This window comes from Pseudomonas sp. ESBL9 (assembly GCF_036668715.1).
GTDB lineage: Bacteria > Pseudomonadota > Gammaproteobacteria > Pseudomonadales > Pseudomonadaceae > Aquipseudomonas > Aquipseudomonas lundensis.
In genome coordinates this window covers 1-255 of record NZ_JAZEVV010000045.1, presented here as the reverse complement: position 1 = coordinate 255, position 255 = coordinate 1, and the positions used below count along the sequence as shown (strand labels likewise).

Sequence of the window (255 nt, the reverse complement as noted above, 5' to 3'; positions counted from 1 at the left end):
AAGACGTGCCTGCATCGTGAACGGCCGCGACCGCTTCCACTGCCGCAGCACCGCCTTGCGCCGCCACCGGGTCGTAACCGGTCGCACGCACGGTGATCACTTTGACCGGCGCTGTCGATTGCACGGTAGCAATGGCGTTACCGGCATAGATCGGACGCTTGAAGGTGTCAGCGCTTTCTACCGAAACGATCTCGGAGTTCTGGTCAACGTCCAGTTGGGGTGCCCCACGCGGCAGGCTGTTTTTGCCGTTGGAGG

1 pseudogene is annotated in these 255 nt (G+C 62.4%); it reads right to left on the bottom strand.

Annotation, left to right across the window (positions count from 1 at the left end):
• A pseudogene (locus V6F78_RS22360) lies at nucleotides 1-255 on the bottom strand (electron transfer flavoprotein subunit alpha/FixB family protein); the annotation flags it as partial.